Origin of the sequence: Sphingobium phenoxybenzoativorans (assembly GCF_018286635.1) — a bacterium.
GTDB lineage: Bacteria > Pseudomonadota > Alphaproteobacteria > Sphingomonadales > Sphingomonadaceae > Sphingobium > Sphingobium phenoxybenzoativorans.
This window is the reverse complement of record NZ_CP073910.1, coordinates 1-16,349: the sequence shown is the minus strand read 5'-3', so window position 1 is coordinate 16,349 and position 16,349 is coordinate 1. Positions and strand designations below refer to the sequence as shown.

Sequence of the window (16,349 nt, the reverse complement as noted above, 5' to 3'; positions counted from 1 at the left end):
CTGAGCCTGTCGAAGCCTTCCGCTGAGCGAAGCGAAGTGCTTCGGCTTTGCCTCAGCAGTACCCTTCGACTTCGCTCAGGGCGAACGGATGTGCGGGATGGGCATCGATGATCGCCCGCATCCTTTCCCTCATCGCCCGCGCGTGGCAGATCGGCCCTTCGCGGGTGCTTCCCCCCACCTGCCGCTATTCTCCCTCCTGTTCCCAATATGCCATCGACGCGCTGGGAAAATATGGTGCCATCAAGGGTAGCTGGCTGGCCATGAAGCGGCTAATGCGATGCCACCCCTGGGGCGGGTCTGGGTACGACCCGGTTCCCTGACCAGACATAAGACACAAGATAAACGGCCGGAGCCTCAAGCGCGTGGACGACAAGCGGAATATCATTTTGGCGGTGGTGCTGACGGCGCTGATCCTGTTCGGTTGGCCCTACATCGCCGGTCATTTCTTCCCCCCGGCCAATCCGCCTGCGACCAAGGTGCAGGGCGGCAAGACCACGCCGGTCGCCGCGCCCGACGCCAGCAGCGCGCCGCTGTCCCCCGCCGCCGCGGCGCGGGCGGTGCAGGACCGGACGGCCGCGCTGCGCGGTTCGCCCCGCATCCCCATCGAGACGCCCAAGCTCACCGGCTCCATTAACCTCAAAGGCGCGCGGATCGACGATATCGTCCTTCCCACCTATCGCGAGACCATCGCGAAGGATTCGGCCCCCATCCGCCTCTATTCGCCGAGCGGCACCCGCGACGCCTATTTCGCCGGTTTCGGCTGGTCGGGCGAGGGCCTGAAAGGGCCTGACGCCAACACCGTCTGGACCGCCGAAGGGACCAAGCTGACCCCAGCGACGCCGGTGACGCTGCGCTGGAACAATGGCGCAGGGCAGACATTCGCGATCCGCCTGGCGATCGACCCCGATTTCATGATCACTGTGCAGCAGACGGTCGCCAACACCGGCAGCGGCCCGGTCGCGGTGAAGCCCTATGGCTATATCAGCCGCGACGGCCATTCGAAGGACCCGACGAGCTGGACGATCCACACCGGCCCCATCGGCGTGTTCAACGGCGCGGCCAATTATGACGTCGATTTCACTGACCTGGACAAGGAAGGAAACCAGTCCTTCGCCAGCACGGGCGGCTGGATCGGCTTCACTGACAAATATTGGCTGTCCGCGCTGGTCCCGGATCAAAAGACCGCCTTTGCGGGCCAGTTCCGCAAGGGCGTCGGGGAACAATATCAGGCCGATTACAGCCTGAACCCCACGCTCCTCGCCGCGGGCAAGTCCGTCACCCAGACGTCGCGGCTCTTTGTCGGCGCGAAGGAAGTGAAGACGCTGCAGACCTATGAGCGGGGCGGCATCACCCTGTTCGACCGGTCTATCGACTGGGGCTGGTTCTACTGGTTCGAACAGCCGATCTTCGCGCTGCTGCACTGGCTGTTCACCGTCACCAGCAATTTCGGCGTGGCGATCATCCTGCTGACCTTCTGCGTCCGCGCATTGATGTTCCCGGTCGCGCAGAAGCAGTTCAAGTCGATGGCGGCGATGCGCTCCGTGCAGCCCAAGCTGAAGGCGCTGCAGGAGAAGTATAAGGACGACAAGCCCAAGCTGCAGCAGGAGATGATGGAGCTTTACAAGCGGGAGAAGGTCAATCCGCTCGCAGGCTGCCTCCCTGTGTTCCTGCAGATCCCGATCTTCTTCGCGCTCTACAAGGTGCTGCAACTAACCATCGAAATGCGGCACCAGCCGTTCATCCTGTGGATCAAGGATCTGTCCGCGCCGGACCCGCTGCATGTGCTGAACCTGTTCGGCCTGCTGAATTTCCAGCCGCCCGCCTTCCTGGCGATCGGCGTGCTGGCGATCCTGCTCGGCATTTCCATGTGGCTGCAGTTCCGCCTGAACCCGACGCCGATGGACGACATCCAGAAACAGGTGTTCGCGATCATGCCGTGGATGATGATGTTCATCATGGCGCCGTTCGCGGCGGGCCTGCTGGTCTACTGGATCACCAACAATATGCTGAGCATCGCGCAGCAATGGTTCCTGTACCGCTCGCATCCGCAGCTCAAGGAAGCGGCGGCGGCGAAGTAATTCGAACCTTTGCTTCCGTTCGCCCTGAGCTTGTCGAAGGGCTGTCCTTACTTCAAAGAAAGTGCAGGGCTTCGACAGGCTCAGCCCGAACGGTAAATTATCATGAGTGAAGATGAGCAATTCGAAGCAATCGAAACCGCGCGGAAGATTTTCGCCGGGCCGATCGCGTTCCTGAAATCCGCGCCGGACCTGAAATTCCTGCCCGATCCGGTGGCGAAGGAGGTGGCGTTCGCCGGGCGGTCGAACGTGGGCAAATCCTCGCTGCTGAACGCGCTGACCAACCGCAACGGCCTTGCGCGTACATCCAACACGCCGGGACGCACGCAGGAGCTGAACTTCTTCGACGTCGGCGATCCGGCGCAGCCGCTGCTCCGCCTGGTCGACATGCCGGGCTATGGCTATGCGCGGGCGCCCAAGGATATGGTCCGCAAGTGGCGCTTCCTGATCAACGACTATCTGCGCGGGCGCGCGGTGCTGAAGCGCACGCTGCTGCTGATCGACAGCCGCCACGGTATCAAGGAGGTCGATCACGACATCATGAAGATGCTGGACGATGCCGCCGTCAGCTATCGCATCGTGCTGACCAAGGCGGACAAGGTGAAGGCCAGCGAGCTGGCGGCGGTCGCCGACCGCACGATGCAGGAAATCCGCAAGCGCCCCGCCGCGCACCCCGACCTGCTGATGACGTCGAGCGAGAAGGGCATGGGCATCCCGGAACTGCGCGCGGCGGTGATCGACGCGCTGGATTGATTTTGGGGATCAGGGTTCGGGGATTGGGGTTTGGGGATCAGGGGTTGCGGATCAGATTTTAGCGCTCGTGGCTTGCCAAACCTCGTCATCCCGGCGAAAGCCGGGACCCATCTCTCCCGCATGCGGACGATTGCCGGCGGCGAAATGGGTTCCGGCTTTCGCCGGAATGACGGATTTGGGGAAATCAGATGCTAAAGCTCTTCATCGGCAACAAGGCCTATTCAAGCTGGTCCTTGCGCGGCTGGCTGGCGGCGAAACAGTCCGGCCTGCCGTTCGAGGAAGTCGTCGTCCCCCTCTATGACGAAAGCTGGGAAAAGCGGCGCGAGGGCGACGAGTTCGCGCCCTCGTCCGGCAAGGTGCCGATCCTGTGGGCGGGCGACGACCTGGTCGTATGGGACAGCCTGGCGATCATCGAATATCTGAACGAGAAGTCCGGCGGCGACCGCTTCTGGCCGCAGGATGAGGCCGCGCGCGCGATGGCCCGGTCGATGGCGGCGGAAATGCATAGCAGCTTCGCCGCGCTGCGCCGCGAGCACAGCATGAACATCCGCCGCATCTATGAGGCCGTGCCGCCTTCGCCGGAGGTGATGCAGGACATCAACCGGATCATGCAGCTCTGGGCGGAGGCGCGGGCGCGCTTCGGCGGCACGGGCGATTTCCTGTTCGGCGAGTTCGGCGCGGCCGACATCATGTTCGCGCCGGTGGTGACGCGCTTCATCACCTATCAGCTTCCCATCGCCCGCTTTGCCGAAGGCTATATGCAGGCGATCATCGCCCATCCCTTCATGCAGGAATGGATCGGCGGCGCGCAGGCGGAGGACTGGGTGATCGAGAAATTCGAGCAGATACCGGCTTGAGCCTCTTGGCGTCATCCTGACGAAAGTCAGGAACCATTGGCGCAACGCCGCTTCGACCCACAAAGATTTGCGCCCATGGATCCCGAAACAAGTTCGGGATGACGAGGAGAACGGAATCACTCCGGAAAGCGCGTGCCGTCCTTCCGCAGGAAGGCGGGGTTGCCCGGAAATATGTGCATGTCGATGTCGGGATAATGGCATTCGCTGCGCGCGGGGCGGCCGAAGGCGACGAACAGGCAGTCCGCGCCGCTTTCGTTGATCAGGTGATGGCCGTTGCCGTCGCCCTTCGGAAATACCGCCATGTCGCCGGCATGCATTGGCGTGCGGCCATGATCGTCGACCAGCACCGCCTCCCCCGCCAGCATCACGACAAATTCATCCTCGCCCGCATGCCAGTGCCGTTGCGATGACCATGCGCCGGGTTTCAGCGTCACATGGCTGACCCCGAAATCGGTAAGGCCCAGCGCGGGCGTCATGCGCCGCACCCATCGGCCCTCGACCTCCTTCGCATAGACCGGCGGATATCCCGTCCTGTTGTTCTGCGGAATGGCGTCCAGATCGATCTTGGGCATGGCGCGCTCCTCCTGCTGGTCAAGCGTCAGCGCATTCGCTAACGCACGGCGATGTCCACGACCAGTACCGTTCCCGCCGCACTGGCCCTCGCCAGCCGCCTGATCGCCTGTCCGTCCGTCACCCCCGCGACCGGGGCGGTGTTCACGGCGATGGAGGAGATGCTGACGCCGCTCGGCTTCACGGTGGAACGCTTTGTGTGCGGAGAGGCTCCTGACGGGCCGGTGGAAAATCTGCTGGCGGTGCGGGACAGCGGCGCGCCGGGGCCGCATTTCGCCTTTGCCGGGCATCTGGACGTGGTGCCGCCGGGCAATAACTGGACCAGCGATCCGTTCACGCCGGAACTGCGCGGAGACTTGCTCTACGGGCGCGGCGCGGTGGATATGAAGGGGTCGATCGCCTGTTTCGTCGCGGCGCTGGCCGCCGCGCCCGGCCTGCCCGGCACGGTCAGCCTGATCATCACCGGCGACGAGGAAGGCCCCGCCGTCCACGGCACCGTCGCGCTGATGGAGCGTATGGCGGAGCGCGGGGTGAAGCCGGACCTGTGCCTTGTCGGCGAACCGACCTCGGTCAACCGGCTGGGCGACATGGTGAAAATCGGCCGGCGCGGATCGGTCAATATGTGGATCACGGTCAACGGCATGCAGGGCCATGTCGCCTATCCGCATCTGGCCGACAATCCGATCCCGCGCCTGCTGCGCATCCTGACCGCCATCGAGGCGATCGAACTGGACGCGGGTACGGACTGGTTCCAGCCGAGCAATATCGAGATTACCGACATCACCGTGGGCAATCCGGCGACCAATGTGATCCCGGCGCAGGCGACCGCGCGCCTGTCGATCCGCTTCAACGACCAGCATAGCGGCGCGGGCCTTGTGGAGCGCATCCGCGCGCTGGTCGAGGCGGAGGGCGGCGTGCTGGAGGCGAAGATCAGCGGGGAGGCGTTCCTGACCGCGCCCGGAACCTTCTCCACCCTCATCTCCAACGCGATCCAGACCGTGACCGGCATCGCACCGGAACTGTCGACGACCGGCGGCACGTCCGACGCGCGCTTCCTGTCAAAACTGTGCCCGGTTGTGGAATTCGGCCTGACCAACGCGACGATGCATAAGCTGGACGAGGCGGTGGCGGTGCAGGATCTGGAGCAGTTGACCGCGATTTACGGGGATATTCTGGAAAGGGTGCTGGCGAATTAACCGTCCCGAAGCTTGGCGCTATTTTCGTCCGACAGCGATCATCTATCGCCGTCATGCCGGGCCTGACCCGGCATCCATTAGCTCGGCTTTAGAGATAATGTGCTGAGATTGAGGCTCATGGATCCCGGATCAAGTCCGGGATGACGGCAGATCATTGTGGAATTAGGGACTTCTTCGCCTCCCTACGCATCCAGCACCTTCTGCCCCAGCCGTGAGGGCGCGAAGCGGGCGAGATAGTCCTCCTCGTTGAGCGGGGTGGACAGATGATAGCCCTGGAACACCGCGCACCCCATGATGCGCAGCATGTCCACCTGATCCTGGCTCTCGACCCCCTCGACTACGGTTTCCAGGCCAAGGCCCTGGATCAGCCCGATCACGGCGCTGCATATGGTCCGCGCCTCGGCCGACAGGGTGATATCCTCGACAAGGCTGCGGTCGATCTTCACCCGGTCTACGGGCAGGTCCTTCAGCCGCGACAGGTTGGAATAGCCGGTGCCGAAATCGTCGATGGCGATGCGCACGCCATCCTTGCGCAGCGCGTGCAACTGGTCGAGCAGTCGCGCCTCCATCTCCATGGCCAGCGTTTCGGTGATTTCCAGCTCCAGTGCCTCCGCCGGGGTTCCGTGCCGCGCCATGGCGTGCCGCAGGCGCATGAAGAAATCGACCTGCGCCAGTTCGCGCGTCGAGATATTGATCGCGATGCGCTGGGTCAGGCCCGCCTGCGCCCATTCCGCCGCGGTCTGGCACACCCGGTCCATCACCCAGTCGCCCAGTTCGACGATGACGCCGGTTTCCTCGGCAAAGGGGACGAAGGTGCCGGGCAGCACCATGTCGCGATCCGGGTGCGCCCAGCGGACCAGCGCTTCGGCCACCACCGCAGCGCCGCTGCCGATATCGATCTGCGGCTGGAATTGCAGGACGAACTCGCCGCGCTCCAGGGCGATGCGCAGGTCGCGCTCCAGCTCCGCCCGGCCTGCGGCGGCGCGGGCCAGCTTGGCGGTGAACAATTCCACGCGGCCCCGGCCATTGGCCTTGGCGTGATACATGGCGATGTCCGCCGACCGCAGAAGGGCGCTCAGCGTCTCGCCATGATCGGGATAATAAGCGACGCCGATCGACGCGCCGAGATCGATCTGCTGCCCGCCAAGGTCGAACCGCTCGCCCAGTGCGAACTGGATCGCGCGGCCGATGCGCGCGGCGGCCTCACGGCGCGGCAGATCGGGGAAGAATAGCGTGAACTCGTCACCGGCAAGGCGGCCGACCACCGCATCGCCCGATCCCGCGCCGACCTGGCTCATCACCACCTCGCGCAGCCGCCCGGCGACGCGCGAGAGGAGAAGATCGCCGGCCGCATGGCCCAGCGTGTCGTTGACGGCCTTGAACCCGTCCAGATCGATGAAGAACAGCGCGCCCGGCCCTTCGACCTCGCCCTCCGCCAGCAACCGTTCGACCTGACGGCAGAAGCTGGTGCGGTTCGCGAGACCCGTGACCGGATCGAACATCGCGAGCAGGTGAACATTGTCCAGATTGGTGCGCACATGGCTGAACAGGCTTTCCATCGCGACGCCCAGGTCGGGCAGGTCGCGCTTCACCTCCGCCGCGACGGGCGCCTGCAGGTCGCCATGCGCCGCGCTCAGCAGCCGTTCGGCGGCGCTGTCCACGGATGCGGCGATGCCGGAAATGGTGCGCTGCGCCGACGCCCAGCTCATCGTGCCGCAGATGATCGCGACGATCAGCGCCCGGCCGATGTCCTCGACGTCGCCATAGGCTCCCTGCCCTGCGATCAGGGCAAGGATGAAGGCAAACGCCCCGGCGCTCGCCGCAAAGGCGAGCGCGCGGCTCTTGAGAGACACGCCTTGCATTGGCCCCCTTTGGCCCGCGTCACAACCATGATGCCCGACGGGGCACCGCTCAGGGGGTCAGTTATGAATGGCATTGGTTAAGAAACTTTCCGATCCGGCCGTCTTTTGCTCATCTTTTTCGGCGCAGGATGATGTAGAGCGCGCCTGCCCCGCCATGCCGGGGATGGGCGGTGCGCACGCTGGCGATTGCGCCCGCATGCGGGCCGGACGCCAGCCAATGGCCGATCTCCGCGCGGATCGCGCCGCGCCGCGAGGAATCGGCATTTTCCGAAGGATTCCGCGGCCGTCCGGTGATCACCAGCACCACCCGTACATCCTGCGCGATGGCGAAAGCGAGGAAGCGGTTGAGCCGCAGATGCGCGGCGGCAAGGCTGTGGCCATGCAGGTCGATGGACTGTTCGGGGCTGATGCGGCCGCTGCGAATCTGCTTTTCCCAGCTTCCGTCCAGGACGTCTGCGGGGCGTTTCATTACCTCCGCCGCGGCGGGGGCTGGCTTCGCGGGCGTTAACGACATTATCGCCGGGCCGGCCTTTCTGGCGGGCGGGCGGACCGGTGCTGACGGCTCGGTTTCGGGAAGCGGGATCGGCGCGCCGGGGCGGACGGTGCGGGCGACCTTGTCCCAGGCGGCCCGCTCCTCAGCGGTCAGACGACGGCCAGCCATTGGCCTGCGCCAGACGGGCATAGGTGCCGATCGGCAGGAGCAGCAGCACGCTGCCCCGCGCCGACATGCCGCCCGCGATCGATCGCGCGCGGGAGCCTGCGCCCCAGAAAGTATCGAAACGGTTCGCGCCCTTGATCGCGCCGCCGGTATCCTGCGCGATCCAGATGCCGTTCGGCTCCGCCCGGTCCATCGACAGCAGCACGGGCGCGCCCAGCGGCACATATTTGGGGTCTGCGGCGACCGTCGCCTCGCCCGTCACCGGCACGCCCAGCGCGCCGAGCGGCCCGGCGCCGGTCAGCTCCTTGAAGAAAACGAAGCTCTTATTCTCGTTCATGATCGCCGCGCCTTCGACGGGGTTGGCGCGTATCCAGGCCATGATGTCCTGCATCGACCCCGCCTGGATCAAGCCGCGATCCTTCATCAGCTTGCCGATGCCGGTATAATCGCGGCCATTCTGCCCGTCATAACCGATGCGCATCACGCTGCCGTCGGGCAGGCGCAGGCGGCCGCTGCCCTGCACCTGCAGGAAGAAGAATTCCACCGGGTCCTTGGCCCAGGCGATTTCCAGCCCGCGCCCGGTGAGCGAACCCCCAACGATCTCCGACCGCTCGTCGAAGGGGACGAAATTGGTGCCCTGCACCTTGCCCCGGATCGTCTTGCCCTTCAGCGCGTCGCTGAACTGGCCGAGATTGACGTCGATCAGCTCGCGCGGGCGGGCATAGATGGCGACATCATAACCGCTGCGCCGGTCGCGGGAGCCAAGGATTTCCGGTTCGAAATAGCCGGTCACCAGCCCCTTGCCGTCGCCGACCTGCACGCTTTCGAAATAGCGGCGGAAAAATTCGGTGGCGGTTGCGTCCGGCCAGCTTGCGGCGGCGCTGCACGGCTGTTGCCAGTCCGAACCCTGCGTCAGCCCGCTCTGGTCGGCGCGGCGCAACAGGGACGGGCAGGATATGCGGAACGCCTGCAGCGCGAGGCGGGATCGTTCGCCCGACTGCAGCAGGTCGCCGATCGGCGGGCCTTTCACCAGCCCCGTCCTGACGGCGTTATTGGTGTCGGTATCGACCGCAGGCGTCGTCGCGCCCGGCGGCGGCAAAGCGGGGCGCGGCGTCGCGGGCACGGGGCGCGCGGGCGCTTCGGCTGGGGGCGGACGATGCGTAGGAGCAGGGCGGGAAGGACGGGCCGGCCCGCCATTGGGGATCAGGCCCCCGGAGCAGGCGGACAGGAGCAGCGCGCCGAGCAGCGCGGCGCTGCGGCGCGCCCACCGCTGAGGGGCGATCACGCCGCCTCGTCGGTTTCGATCAGTTTCCAGTTCGGGTCGGCGCTGCGGATGTCGCGGCTGAACGTCCAGGCGTCAAAGGTAGACACCGCGTCGGTCATCGACCCGGCGACGACATTGCCGTCCTTGTCGCGCGTGACGGCGGCGATGTCCGCGTCGAAACGCATCGTAACCTGGGCGATCCGCCCGTTCAGCGACGCCTCGATCACCTGGGCGCGGTCGATTCGGACCAGCCGGTTTTCCAGCACATGCCCTTCCGCCTCACGGGCGGCGATCGCTTCCTCGAAGGAAGCAAGCACATCGGCGTCGCACAGCCATTCCAGTTCCTTGCGGTCGCCGCGCCAGAACGCCTCAAGCACCTGGCCATAGGCGGCCTTTGCGCCCTCGACGAACTGGGGCACGTCGAAATTGCGGTCGGCGGCGATCAGCGTGCGGATGCCCGCCTCGGCCTCCGGCGCGATCAGGCCGGGCGCGGCGCGCGCGGCGTCGCCGATGGCGTCTCCGCTTGTCCGGGGCTGCAGGACGGTGACTTTCGCGCGCTCATCCGTCTGGATCGGCGCGGGCTGCTGCTCATGGCCGGTGCGCTTGCCCAGAACCGAGTAGAGACGCAGGGCGAGAAATCCGGCGACGAAGGCGAGAATGACGATGAGATACACTGTAGTCCAAAACCTCCGGCACGAGGGACAGGGCCAACATAGGCACAATTGCGCCCTGTTTCAAATAGCAAGCGCGGTTTTGCGATATTCGGCCCCGCGCGGATGATTGGCCGGGCTGGCGCATCGGGGTTCGGCGGCATTGCTCTGTCCCTCGCCCCCTGCTAAGCGCGCCGTTCGTACTGGCGACATGGAACCGATATTGGCCATGCGCCGGGGGCAACAGGGACAGATTAAGGACGCATGATGGCGGATCAGGCCGACAGCAACGCAACAGTGGGCAACGGAGCGGACAATCTGCCGCAGATCGGGCTAATCACCCAATATGTGAAGGACTTGTCGTTCGAAAACCCCAACGCGCCGGGCGTCTATCAGTGGCAGACCCAGCCCAATATCGACGTGCAGTTCAATATCGGGTCGGACCGCGTGGCCGACGACCTGCATGAAGTGCAGCTCAAGATCGAGGTGAAGGCGACCACCGACGCCGGCACCGCCTTTGCCGTGGAGCTGCTCTATGCGGCGCTGTTCGGCATGCGCAACGTGCCCGATGATCAGGTCAACCCCTTCCTGCTGGCCGAAGCGCCGCGCCTGCTCTTTCCCTTCGCCCGCCGCATCCTGGCCGATGCCGTGCGCGACGGCGGCTTCCCGCCGCTGCTGCTCGACCCCATCGATTTCGGCGGTCTGTATGAGCAGCAGGCGCAGGCCGCGCTGGCGCAGTCGGCGGGCGCACCCATCGGCAACGCCTGATCCCGGCGCTGGGCGCGGGGGCGGCGCATGAGCCTGCTTAGAGCCTCCGGCGTCATTGGCGGGCTGACCCTGGTCAGCCGCATCCTTGGCATGGTCCGCGACATGCTGGTCGCGCGCTATCTGGGCGCGGGGCTGGCGTCGGACGCCTTTTTGATCGCCTGGCGGCTGCCCAACCTGTTCCGCGCCCTGTTCGCGGAGGGGGCGTTCGCCGCCGTGTTCGTGCCGATGTTCAACCGCACCATGGCGCAGGCGGACAAGGACAGTCCCGGCTCCGGCAAGGCGGCCGCCATCGCCTTCGCCGGGCAGATATTGTCGGTGCTGTTCCCCTTCCTGCTGATCTTCACCGGATTGATGATGGTTCTGGCCGCGCCCGTCGTGTGGGCGATGACCGGCGGCTTTCCCGATGGCGGCGTTGAGAAATTCAACCTCGCCGTCACGCTCACGCAGATCACCTTCCCCTATCTGGCGCTGATATCGCTTGTGTCGCTGCTCGGCGGCATCCTCAATTCGCTTGATCGCTTCTGGGTGAACGCGGCCGCGCCGGTGTTGCTCAACATCTGCATGATCGTCGCGGTGTTGTTCTTCCGGGGCGATACGGAAGTCGCGACGGCGCATACGCAGGCGATTGCGGTCACGGTATCGGGCGCGGCGCAACTGCTCTGGCTGATCTGGTCGTGCCGCCGCGCGGGGGTCGTCCTGCGCCTCGGCCGGCCGCGGCTTTCCCCGCCGGTGAAGCGGCTGCTCGCGCTGATCGGCCCGGCCGCGCTTGGCGCTGGGGCGATCCAGTTCAACCTGCTGGTATCCACCTCGCTCGCCGCCCGCTTTTTGCCGCAGGGCGCGGTCTCCTATCTCTATTATGCCGACCGGCTGAACCAGTTGCCGCTCGGCCTGATCGGCATCGGCGTCGGCACGGCGATCCTTCCCGCCCTGTCGCGCCAGATCGGGTCGGGCAATGAGGCCGCCGCGTCCCACACCCAGAACCGGGCGATGGAGCTGGCGCTGTTCCTCTCCCTGCCCGCTGCCGTCGCGCTCTGCGTATCGGCCGTGCCGCTGATCCGCGGCCTGCTCCAGCATGGCGTGTTCACCGCCGCCGACACGATCGGCGCGTCGGGCGCGCTGGCGGCGTTCGCGATCGGCGTCCCGGCCTATGTGCTGATCAAGGTGCTGACCCCCGGCTTCTACGCCCGGCAGGATACAAAGACGCCGGTCCGGGTCGCGGTATTCTCCATGCTGTTCAACCTGGTCGGCAATCTGGTGCTGATCTGGCCGCTCGGCCATGTCGGCGTCGCGGTATCGACCGCCATCGCCGCCTGGGTGAATGTGATCGTGCTTTACTGGCTGCTCCACCGCCGCGATCAGCTCCGCATGGACGACCGCTTCCGGGCAAAGGCGATCCGCATCCTGGGCGCCAGCGCGGTGATGGGCGCGGCGCTCTGGTTCCTCAACCCGCTGCTTGATCCCTATATGGCGAGGGGCCTGATGGAGCGTGTCGCCGCGCTCGCCCTGTTGTGCGGGCTGGGCGGTCTGGTCTATGCGGTCGCGGCGTTGGCGCTTAAGACCTACGCGATTTCCGAACTCCGGTCGCTGTTCCGGCGGCCCTCCAGAACGAGCTGAATCCTATGCGCGTCCTTTCCGGCATCCAGCCGACCGGCAACCTGCACCTTGGCAATTATCTGGGCGCGATCCGCAACTGGGTCCGCATGCAGGATGAGATGGACTCGGACAGCCAGTGCTTCTTCTTCCTGGCCGACATGCATTCGATCACCGTGCATGAGGAGCGCGCCCAGCGCCTGCGCAATGTGCGGGAAATGGCGGCGGCGCTGATCGCGGCGGGCATCGACCCGGATCGCAGCGTCCTGTTCAACCAGGCGCGCGTGCCCGCCCATGCGGAGCTGCAATGGCTGCTGAACGGCACGGCGCGGATCGGCTGGCTGAACCGCATGACCCAGTTCAAGGACAAGGCGGGCAAGAACCGCGAGGGCGCATCGGTCGGCCTCTATGTCTATCCGGTGCTGCAGGCGGCGGACGTGCTGCTCTATCAGGCGACGCATGTGCCGGTGGGCGAGGACCAGAAACAGCATCTGGAGCTGACCCGCGACATGGCGGTCAAGTTCAACACCGATTTCGGCGTCGACCTGTTCACCATCCCCGATCCGATCATCCCCAAGGAAACGGCGCGGATCATGTCCCTGCGCGACGGGACGTCGAAAATGTCCAAGTCCGATCCTTCGGACATGAGCCGCATCAACCTGACCGACGATGACGACGCCATCGTGCAGAAGATCCGCAAGGCCAAGACCGACCCGGAGCCGTTGCCCGAAACCGCCGCCGGTCTCGAAGGACGGCCGGAGGCGGCCAATCTGGTCGGCATCTTCGCCACCTTCACCGGCGCCACGCCCGATTCGGTCTGCGCGCAGTTCGTGGGCCAGGGGTTCGGCGCGTTCAAGGCTGCGCTGGCCGAAGTGCTGGTCGAGGCGCTCCGCCCGATCCGCACCCGGTTCGAGGAATTGAAGGGCGATGACGCCGCGCTGGACGCGATCCTGATCAAAGGGGCGGAAAAGGCCGCGGCCGCCGCCGAGCCGACCCTGCGCGGGGCCTATGATGCGCTGGGCCTGATGCGCTGAGCCTGATGCGTTCGGCGCGCGCTGACGGTTTTCCGCGCCCGGCAACGTCCTCATTTCATGGAAACCGTAAGGTGCGCAATGCGTTCAAACGGTGTTCAGTTGCGTTATGCTACGGCATGACGCAGATATGAGGCACAGGGCGTTCCGCCCACGACCAGGACAAAAGACAATGACCATGTTTCGCAGGATCGGCATGCTCGCGACGCCGGCCTTGGCGCTGTTCGCGCTTTCCGGCTGTGCGACGTCATTCAAGGCCGATGTGGCGCGCTTTCAGCAGCTTCCTCCGCCCAGCCAGGGCCAGACCTTTACCGTGGTCGCGGATGATACGCGGTTGGCCGGCGGGCTGGAGTTCAGCCAATATGCGGGCCTTGTGTCCTCGCGGCTGAGCCAGCTTGGCTATACCGCCGCGTCCGACCCCGCCAAGTCCGATCTGGTCGTGCGCATGCGCTATATCGTCGACAATGGGCGTGAGAAGGTGCGCAGCACCGGCTTTGGCGATCCGTGGGGCGGCTGGGGCTATGGCCGCTTTGGCGGCGGCTGGGGCTATCCCGGCTTTTACGGCCGCCGCTACGCCTATGGCTTCTACGACCCGTTCCTTTTTGGCCCCGGCTTCGGCGGCTATAACGACGTGTCGAGCTATACCGTCTACACCAGCCAGCTCGAGCTGAAGATCGATCGCGCCGGAGACGGCAAGCGCGTGTTCGAAGGCACGGCTTCGGCCCAGTCGCTCAGCAACAAGCTGACCTATCTGGTCCCGAATCTGATCGAGGCGATGTTCACCAACTTCCCCGGCCAGTCCGGCGAGAATGTGAAGATCACCCTGCCGCCGGAGCCTAAGGCATAGGCCCGGCGCATTGACCGGAATAATGTGACAGGCGGTGGCTCCCAGGCACGTCTGACAATTGCCCGGCGGTCTCCCTAAAGAGGCCGCCGGTTTTTTTTGAATCATCCGAATCGGTTAGATCGAATCGATCCGTCTTAGGACCGTCCTGCGAGTCGTGGGCGCGGCGACGGGGCGTGATTCACGTCTCCGGCAACCGCGCAACGGGCAAAATCCCTCAATCCGTCGCGGTTACAGTGTGGTTAACCAGATTTTACTGGACTCTTGACCGCCGCCGGAGCCTGTATGCTGCACCGCACATAATTCCTGTGCGTAAAGACATAAACTGGTCGCATTTTGGAATATTGACGCAATCGTGGAGACCCGCGTTCGCCGTCAAATGATTGGAGGACACCATGACCATGCTTGCAATAGGCGCTGCGGCCCTAGCAGCTACAGCCGTGGGTACCGTTCTTGGCGCTGCGGCGCTTCTGTGCCTTGCGGAGCCTTCGTCTCCCGCTGAATGGGACTGGCAGCAGCACCGCTGACCGCCATTATAGCATGACCCGCGCAGCAGGCTGCGGCCCTGTCTGACGACCGGCCGACAGCCTGTATCGCTCACCCTTCCAACTTACGCTGCAGTGCACGAATATCGGCGTCGATATCCGCATGATCGCGGCGCAGGGTCTCGATCGTGCGAATGGCGTGGATCACGGTGCTATGGTCGCGTCCGCCAAAGATGCGGCCGATTTCCGGCAGCGACCGCGGCGTCATCTTCTTCGACAGATACATGGCGACCTGCCGGGGCCGGGCGACGGCGCGCGCGCGGCGCTTGGACCGCATTTCCGCCGGATCGATGCGGTAATGGGCGGCGCAAGCCTTCTGGATCTCATCGACGGTGATGCGGCGCGCATTGGCGCGGATCGCGTCGGCCAGCATGCTCTGGGCGAAGTCCAGGTCGATCTTGCGGCCGGTCAACTGGCCGTAGGCGACCAGCTTGTTGAACGCCCCCTCCAGCTCGCGGACGTTGCTGCGGATGGCGCGCGCCAGGAAATCGATCACCGCGTCGGGGACCGGCGGGTCGCCCGCCACGCTGCGCTTGGCCTCCAGGATCGCAAGGCGCAGGTCGATGTCGGCGGGCTGGATGTCGGCGACCAGGCCGCCCGCCAGCCGGGACAGGATGCGCGGGTCCACCGCGTCCAGGCTCTGCGGCGCGCGGTCGGCGCTGATCACGATGCGCGCGCCGCTCTCGACCAGATCGTTGATCGTGTGCAGGAACTCCTCCTGCGTCGATCCCTTGCCCGCGATGAACTGAATATCGTCGATCAGCAGCAGGCGGGCGGCGCGCAGCCGCGCCTTGAACGCCATCGTGTCGTTCGCCCGCATCGCGTTCACAAATTCCATCATGAACTTTTCGGCCGACATGTAGATGATCGGCGCGGCGGGCGAATGCGTCAGGAAATCCTCGGCAATGGCATGCAGCAGGTGCGTCTTGCCCTGGCCGGTGCCGCCATGGATGAACAGCAGGTTGAAACGCGGGTTCGCCTTCGCCGCCATCGCCCGCGCGGCGGAATGGGCGAGCTGGTTGCTTTCCCCGGTGATGAAGGAGGCAAAGGCGTGCCTGGGCCGGAAGCCGGGCGCGGACGCCGCAGCGGCGGGCGCCTGCTCCTCAGTCCGGGCTTCCTCGACCGGCACGGACATCAGGCGCGGCGCGGTGGCATCCGGCGCCTTGATGATGCGCACGTCGCGGACACCGGCATTGGCCGCGCGCCAGGCAAGGCGCAGGCGGTCGCCAAACTGGCCAGCGACGAAGGTCGCCGAAAAATCGGACGCGACCAGAATGTCCAGCGTCTGGGAAAAAGAACAATATTCGCCAAGCCGGGCGGGCTTGAGCCATTGGTCGAACATCTTCGCGCCGATGTCGCGGCGCAAACCGGTGCGTATCAATGACCAGGCGGCGTCGATCCGGGCATTGTCCTCGCCCGTCGCTTCGCTTGCCACCTGACCCTCCTCCATTGCCATTGCGACCCCAGCCCCCTCATTCGCCCGTCATGTGCATGACGCACTATCCTTCACAGGGGAAACCGGCTTTGCCGTTTCTCCTGGATCGGACACTCTCAAACCTTGCAGCAGGCAGGAAACCTGATTCGATTCCCGCCCTGTTCAGACAAACTAGACAGCCCGGAGGAGGGGGATCAAGGGCGCGGCCAGTCAAAAAACTGAAATAAAAATATTGACTCGCCAAAGAGCAG

At 65.2% G+C, this 16,349-nt stretch carries 15 protein-coding genes; 9 read left to right on the top strand and 6 right to left on the bottom strand.

Going from position 1 to position 16,349, the window contains the following annotated elements:
• Positions 1-107: 107 nt before the first annotated feature.
• From yidD to KFK14_RS00060, 4 genes are all read left to right on the top strand, one after another.
• Complete coding sequence (yidD, locus tag KFK14_RS00075; protein ID WP_212609433.1) at positions 108-320, top strand: membrane protein insertion efficiency factor YidD; 213 nt, start codon at positions 108-110, stop codon at positions 318-320.
• Positions 321-362: 42 nt separating this feature from the next.
• Positions 363-2,078 carry a membrane protein insertase YidC gene (yidC, locus tag KFK14_RS00070; RefSeq protein WP_212609432.1) on the top strand — a complete coding sequence of 572 codons (1,716 nt, stop codon included), beginning with the start codon at positions 363-365 and terminating at the stop codon, positions 2,076-2,078.
• 102 nt (positions 2,079-2,180) lie between these two features.
• On the top strand, positions 2,181-2,828 hold the full coding sequence (gene yihA, locus KFK14_RS00065) for a ribosome biogenesis GTP-binding protein YihA/YsxC (protein WP_212609431.1): 648 nt from the start codon (positions 2,181-2,183) through the stop codon (positions 2,826-2,828).
• 188 nt (positions 2,829-3,016) lie between these two features.
• Complete coding sequence (locus KFK14_RS00060) at positions 3,017-3,685, top strand: glutathione S-transferase family protein (RefSeq protein ID WP_070156877.1); 669 nt, start codon at positions 3,017-3,019, stop codon at positions 3,683-3,685.
• Between the two features lie 116 nt (positions 3,686-3,801).
• Here the strand turns inward: KFK14_RS00060 and KFK14_RS00055 are convergent, their stop codons facing one another.
• On the bottom strand, positions 3,802-4,257 hold the full coding sequence (locus KFK14_RS00055; protein WP_212609430.1) for a cupin domain-containing protein: 456 nt from the start codon (positions 4,255-4,257) through the stop codon (positions 3,802-3,804).
• Between the two features lie 51 nt (positions 4,258-4,308).
• Between KFK14_RS00055 and dapE the strand changes: the two genes are divergently transcribed.
• Positions 4,309-5,451, top strand: a complete 1,143-nt coding sequence (gene dapE, locus KFK14_RS00050) for a succinyl-diaminopimelate desuccinylase (RefSeq protein WP_212609429.1) — start codon at positions 4,309-4,311, stop codon at positions 5,449-5,451.
• 182 nt (positions 5,452-5,633) lie between these two features.
• On the opposite strand, the gene KFK14_RS00045 is transcribed toward dapE, so the two are convergent.
• The 4 genes from KFK14_RS00045 to KFK14_RS00030 form a co-directional block, all read right to left on the bottom strand.
• On the bottom strand, positions 5,634-7,313 hold the full coding sequence (locus tag KFK14_RS00045; RefSeq protein ID WP_212609428.1) for a putative bifunctional diguanylate cyclase/phosphodiesterase: 1,680 nt from the start codon (positions 7,311-7,313) through the stop codon (positions 5,634-5,636).
• 109 nt (positions 7,314-7,422) lie between these two features.
• Positions 7,423-7,974, bottom strand: a complete 552-nt coding sequence (locus tag KFK14_RS00040) for a Smr/MutS family protein (protein WP_212609427.1) — start codon at positions 7,972-7,974, stop codon at positions 7,423-7,425.
• Positions 7,949-9,256: a murein transglycosylase A gene (gene mltA, locus KFK14_RS00035; protein WP_246524772.1), complete on the bottom strand. Its 1,308-nt coding sequence runs from the start codon at positions 9,254-9,256 to the stop codon at positions 7,949-7,951. The genes KFK14_RS00040 and mltA overlap by 26 nt, the downstream gene beginning before the upstream one ends.
• The gene (locus KFK14_RS00030; RefSeq protein WP_212609426.1) at positions 9,253-9,909 is read right to left on the bottom strand and encodes a Tim44/TimA family putative adaptor protein; all 657 of its coding nucleotides are present in this window, start codon (positions 9,907-9,909) and stop codon (positions 9,253-9,255) included. Before KFK14_RS00030 ends, mltA begins: the two co-directional genes overlap by 4 nt.
• 243 nt (positions 9,910-10,152) lie before the next feature.
• Here KFK14_RS00030 and secB point away from each other — a divergent pair, with 243 nt between their 5' ends.
• The 4 genes from secB to KFK14_RS00010 all read left to right on the top strand — a co-directional run bounded on the left by secB (position 10,153) and on the right by KFK14_RS00010 (position 14,121).
• Entirely contained in the window at positions 10,153-10,653 is a 501-nt protein-coding gene (gene secB / locus KFK14_RS00025; RefSeq protein ID WP_070156899.1) for a protein-export chaperone SecB, read from the top strand.
• Between the two features lie 27 nt (positions 10,654-10,680).
• Entirely contained in the window at positions 10,681-12,267 is a 1,587-nt protein-coding gene (murJ, locus tag KFK14_RS00020) for a murein biosynthesis integral membrane protein MurJ (protein ID WP_212609425.1), read from the top strand.
• 5 nt (positions 12,268-12,272) lie between these two features.
• Positions 12,273-13,277 carry a tryptophan--tRNA ligase gene (gene trpS / locus KFK14_RS00015; protein WP_212609424.1) on the top strand — a complete coding sequence of 335 codons (1,005 nt, stop codon included), beginning with the start codon at positions 12,273-12,275 and terminating at the stop codon, positions 13,275-13,277.
• Between the two features lie 169 nt (positions 13,278-13,446).
• Positions 13,447-14,121 (top strand): DUF4136 domain-containing protein, encoded by a 675-nt coding sequence (locus KFK14_RS00010; protein WP_070156867.1) that lies wholly within the window; start codon positions 13,447-13,449, stop codon positions 14,119-14,121.
• Positions 14,122-14,715: 594 nt separating this feature from the next.
• Here the strand turns inward: KFK14_RS00010 and dnaA are convergent.
• Entirely contained in the window at positions 14,716-16,113 is a 1,398-nt protein-coding gene (gene dnaA / locus KFK14_RS00005) for a chromosomal replication initiator protein DnaA (protein ID WP_425516698.1), read from the bottom strand.
• Between the last annotated feature and the right edge of the window lie 236 nt (positions 16,114-16,349).

Excerpts from the sequence above, each read along its gene's own strand:
- yidD (WP_212609433.1), top strand. The coding sequence starts at position 108 with ATGATCGCCCGCATCCTTTCCCTCATCGCCCGCGCGTGGCAGATCGGC.
- yihA (WP_212609431.1), top strand. The coding sequence starts at position 2,181 with ATGAGTGAAGATGAGCAATTCGAAGCAATCGAAACCGCGCGGAAGATT.
- KFK14_RS00060 (WP_070156877.1), top strand. The coding sequence starts at position 3,017 with ATGCTAAAGCTCTTCATCGGCAACAAGGCCTATTCAAGCTGGTCCTTG.
- KFK14_RS00055 (WP_212609430.1), bottom strand. The coding sequence starts at position 4,257 with ATGCCCAAGATCGATCTGGACGCCATTCCGCAGAACAACAGGACGGGA.
- dapE (WP_212609429.1), top strand. The coding sequence starts at position 4,309 with ATGTCCACGACCAGTACCGTTCCCGCCGCACTGGCCCTCGCCAGCCGC.
- KFK14_RS00045 (WP_212609428.1), bottom strand. The coding sequence starts at position 7,313 with ATGCAAGGCGTGTCTCTCAAGAGCCGCGCGCTCGCCTTTGCGGCGAGC.
- KFK14_RS00040 (WP_212609427.1), bottom strand. The coding sequence starts at position 7,974 with ATGGCTGGCCGTCGTCTGACCGCTGAGGAGCGGGCCGCCTGGGACAAG.
- secB (WP_070156899.1), top strand. The coding sequence starts at position 10,153 with ATGGCGGATCAGGCCGACAGCAACGCAACAGTGGGCAACGGAGCGGAC.
- murJ (WP_212609425.1), top strand. The coding sequence starts at position 10,681 with ATGAGCCTGCTTAGAGCCTCCGGCGTCATTGGCGGGCTGACCCTGGTC.
- trpS (WP_212609424.1), top strand. The coding sequence starts at position 12,273 with ATGCGCGTCCTTTCCGGCATCCAGCCGACCGGCAACCTGCACCTTGGC.
- KFK14_RS00010 (WP_070156867.1), top strand. The coding sequence starts at position 13,447 with ATGACCATGTTTCGCAGGATCGGCATGCTCGCGACGCCGGCCTTGGCG.
- dnaA (WP_425516698.1), bottom strand. The coding sequence starts at position 16,113 with ATGGAGGAGGGTCAGGTGGCAAGCGAAGCGACGGGCGAGGACAATGCC.